Genomic DNA, 3,830 nt, shown 5'->3' with positions numbered 1-3,830 from the left:
GTAATCGCGAGGACGCGATAATGCGAAGGAACGCGGCACCATCGCTATCATTTGAGGAGTTCTGGGTTACGTCCTTCACATTATTTCTCCGTGGTTCGGGGTCAGAGGGTATCGAGCCAGGCGAGCAGGTCCGCGTCACGCTTCCATCGCGCGGGTCGATTTCCTGCTGGCGGAACGCCGACCTGCTCGAGCGCCTTTCGCTTGGTTTCGAGGTTGGCCTGGGCATAGTGGTTGGTTGTGTCCAAGCTGACATGCCCCAGCCAGCTTCGGATGACGGTGATGTCGACGCCCGCCGCGACGAGGTGGACGGCCGTCGCGTGCCGGAAGCTGTGCGGCGTCACATGCTTCGAGCGAAGCGTGGGTGTCGCATTCGCCGCCGCCGCGACGTAACTCGCCAGCTTGTACCGCACGCCCGATGCCCCCAGAGGTTCGCCGTAACGATTGACGAAGATGCGCTCATCCGGTGCGCGCGGCTGCCGCTCCAGCAGCTTTTTCAGCAACGCCACCGTTTCCGGCCAAAGCGGGCAGATGCGTTCTTTTCGACCTTTTCCGTAAAGACGCACGCAATACGGTGCTTCGAACCGGATTGCCTTGGGACAGAGGTCGAGCGCCTCCTGGATACGCGCACCGCTATTATAGAGCAGTGACAGCAGCACATGGTCTCGCATCCCTTCGATGGTCGACCGGTCGGGTTGCGCGAGAATGGCCTCGACCTCCGCTGGCTCAAGGTAGCAGGGCGCGGCAGTAGGCTTTCGCTTGAGCGGGATCGTGAGAACCTCGGCGCATTGGGCGATATATTCAGGGTCCTTGTCCGCCACGAAGCTGAAGAAGCTGCGGATGGCGGCAAGCCGGCAGTTGCGCGTGCCGATCGTGCCCTTGCGACCATGTTCAGCATGTTTGAGGAACGCGCGCACCTCGCCGGCGGAGACGTCGGCCAGGGTGATCCTTGCGACACCACGGTCGTTTCGCTCCGCGACGAACCGAAGCAACAGCCGCCAGGTGTCCCGATAGGACTTGATGGTGTGGATCGAGGCGCTGCGCTGTTCCGCCAGCCATTCCTGGAAGAAGGCCCGCAACAGTTCGGGGAAGGGATTTGTGGCTTTCATGACAGCGCCTCCCCGTTGAGACAGGGGGCGCCGACGGCGCGGAACCGCTCGCTGGCTTCCTGCAGAAGATCCTGCGTGACGGTGATGTAGACCAGCGTCGAGTTGATGTCCCGGTGACCCAGATAGGTCGAGAGGAAGTGCAGCCGGTCCTGCGGGTTGATGCCGATCCGGTACCATTGAAGGATCCGGTTCACGACCATCGAATGCCGCAGGTCATGCACACGTGGCCCCGTCCGCCCGGACGGCGGCTTGAACCCGGCGCGGCGCATGACATTGGTGATCATCGTGGTGACAGTCTCTGGGGTGTGGTGACCCCGGAAGTGGCTCTGCCAGAACAGCCCCGATTGTGGGCCCTGTGGGGCACCAGCGCGCCGCCGCGTATCGAGATAGGCACGCAGTTCAACCATGACGCTGCCCGACAGCGGCAGTATCCTGGTCTTGTAGAACTTCGTTTCTCGGATCGTGATCGTGCCGGATCGAAGGTCGACGTCGCCCAGATCGAGCCGCGCAATCTCACTACGTCGAAGCCCGGCGCAATAGGCCAGCAGGATCATGGTGTAGAGAGTCTCCGGCCGCAGCGGGGCATGCGGCGACGGATAGGAGCGGGCAACTTCGAGCATGTGCCGGATGTCGGCCGGGCTGAAGATATGCGGTCGCCGGTGCTCCCGAGCCACCTCTCGTTCCGGTCGCGGGTTGAAGCGTTTCGGCGGGATGTTCGGATCGAGCCGGTGCCGCGCCTTGGTCAGGATGCGCCCCAGCTTCTGGCATTCCGCCGCGTGATTGCGGGTCGGCTTTGCTGCCGCCCAATGTGTCAACATCGTCTCAAGCGGCTCTCCGGCCAATTCCGGATGAGCCTGCAGGAACCGGTCAAACCGCAGCAACCAGTGAGCCTGCGTCTCATACTGGTATCCCCGGTTTCGCATCAGCGCGACATGGTCACGCATGAAGTCGCCCAGAACGCTGCCGTAGGAAGCAGGCCGGTGCAGGTCGGCGAGCGCTTCGTCGGGATTCGGGGAGGCGAGTGCCCGCCAGATCGGCTTATTCTGGTTGATATTGTGCTGTCTGCGAAGCTCGGCAACGGGATTGCCGGGAATCAACTCGTTCTGGACCAGATAGTCGAGGAAACGGTCAACGATGCAGACCTGGTTCAATAGCGTCGACAATTTCCAGCGCGGTGCCATTTCGCCCAACCAGTCTTCGATCATCTGGCGATCCACTGCAGGGTGCCGGAGCGCAACATCTTCGAAGCTGCGAAGGAACCAGCGATACGTGGGTCTGCTTCCCGGCCGGAACTGCGACTTTTCCAGAAAGGCGTCGATGATGGTGCGATCGGGATCGTGCCAGGCGCTCATGACAGCACCTCCGATCCGGGCACGTCGAGCGCTACAGCCCGCAAATCTTCGGTGGCAAGTTTGAGATAGGCGTTGGTGGACTCGGTCGACCGGTGCCCGAGCACATCGCCGATGATCTTTTGCGGAACTGAGGCACGCAGCAGTTCGACCGCCCGCGCGTGGCGGAAGATATGCGGTCCACGCTTTCCCACCGGGGTGACGCCCGCTGCCGCCAGACGCCCGTCGACCATGCCATAAAGGTTCTTCATCCGGGTATAGGGCGCGAAGGACCTGAGGAAGATTTCCCGGCAGTCGACCTGCGGGCGTCCGAGACGCAGATAGTCAAGCAGCGCATCACCGACCGGCGTCAGAAGCGGCATATAGGAGCAGGCATTGGTCTTGGTGTGACGTATCCGCAGCGAGTCTGCGCGCCAGTCGATGTCGTCGAGCCGGAGATTGCAGATCTCGCCTTCTCGCAGCCCGTAGATGGCCAGCATCTGCAAAATTGCATTGTCGCGCAGGCCCCTCGGCGACCTGTCTCTGCCGGTGGCCTCCAGAACCATCTCGATCTGGCCGCGCTCGAGGATCGAGGGAACATTCTCGTAGGCATAAAGCATCGGGCTGATGACCTGCGCGCTCAGGTCGGTCGGCACCCGTCCCGACTGATGGAGATAGCGCAGCAGGGATCGAAGCCATGCGGCAGAACCCGCGAGCGATATCCGGCGCAGACCGATGGCGCGCATGTCCATGTAGTGATCGATATCGCGCACGGCCATTGCCGAGAGATCATCGGCGCCGCTGCGGCCGAAGTACCAATCCAGAAAGCGCCGCGCCTCCCGCAAGCGCGCGTCGATCGTCGCATCTGACAGACCGCGTTCGTCACGCATCCAGTTCCCGTAATCATGGCAAATGGCGCGCCGGAGCATCGCACCCGGTTCGATTTCTATTTCAGGCGGCCACGTGCCTTGGGCGAGGCGGAGCAACCTGCCGATCGCTGTGTGCGGCAGCCTGTGCCAGCGTGAGCTGGGCGGACGACCGTAGCGATCCTGAAAGCACCGGACTGCGTGGCGAAAATACTGATCGACCTGCGCTGGCGTCACCATCGTCACCGGCATGCCACGTTCAGCCAGGTAGTCCAGGAACCGGCGGGCGTAGAGCCGATGGTTGGTCACGACCACCGGATTGTAGTTCTGCTCCATGAGCGATTTCGCGAGCTCTTCGATCAGCTCGTCGTGCAATTTCAACATGAATGTCTCCTCAGACGGTTGGAAAGCCGCCGAGGTTTGCAATCAAAATTATGCGCAGCAAAGCCCGCGCCGATATCCAGAAGCCAAGGAAAACAAAAATGAATCCCGGACACCTTCGCATTATCGCGTCCTCGCGATTAGCCATC

The 3,830-nt window shown here is 61.8% G+C and carries 3 protein-coding genes; all 3 read right to left on the bottom strand.

The annotated features are described in order from the left end of the window. Positions 1–101: 101 nt before the first annotated feature. Genes OE747_RS24450 through OE747_RS24440 form a run of 3 tightly spaced genes read right to left on the bottom strand, consistent with a single transcriptional unit; the run spans position 102 to position 3,684 of the window. Entirely contained in the window at positions 102–1,106 is a 1,005-nt protein-coding gene (locus OE747_RS24450) for a site-specific integrase (protein ID WP_263831039.1), read from the bottom strand. Continuing rightward, positions 1,103–2,458, bottom strand: a complete 1,356-nt coding sequence (locus OE747_RS24445) for a tyrosine-type recombinase/integrase (RefSeq protein ID WP_263831038.1) — start codon at positions 2,456–2,458, stop codon at positions 1,103–1,105. Before OE747_RS24445 ends, OE747_RS24450 begins: the two co-directional genes overlap by 4 nt. Beyond that, on the bottom strand, positions 2,455–3,684 hold the full coding sequence (locus tag OE747_RS24440) for a site-specific integrase (RefSeq protein WP_263831037.1): 1,230 nt from the start codon (positions 3,682–3,684) through the stop codon (positions 2,455–2,457). Before OE747_RS24440 ends, OE747_RS24445 begins: the two co-directional genes overlap by 4 nt. Between the last annotated feature and the right edge of the window lie 146 nt (positions 3,685–3,830).

This window comes from Ruegeria aquimaris, assembly GCF_025751555.1.
In the GTDB taxonomy this organism is placed as follows: domain Bacteria; phylum Pseudomonadota; class Alphaproteobacteria; order Rhodobacterales; family Rhodobacteraceae; genus Ruegeria_B; species Ruegeria_B aquimaris.
The sequence above is the reverse complement of the archived record's forward strand: the minus strand, read 5'-3'. Positions and strand labels throughout refer to the sequence as shown.

What these genes read in the sequence shown, in the direction of transcription:
- OE747_RS24440 (WP_263831037.1), bottom strand. Translation starts at nt 3,684, where the DNA reads ATGTTGAAATTGCACGACGAGCTGATCGAAGAGCTCGCGAAATCGCTC.
- OE747_RS24445 (WP_263831038.1), bottom strand. Translation starts at nt 2,458, where the DNA reads ATGAGCGCCTGGCACGATCCCGATCGCACCATCATCGACGCCTTTCTG.
- OE747_RS24450 (WP_263831039.1), bottom strand. Translation starts at nt 1,106, where the DNA reads ATGAAAGCCACAAATCCCTTCCCCGAACTGTTGCGGGCCTTCTTCCAG.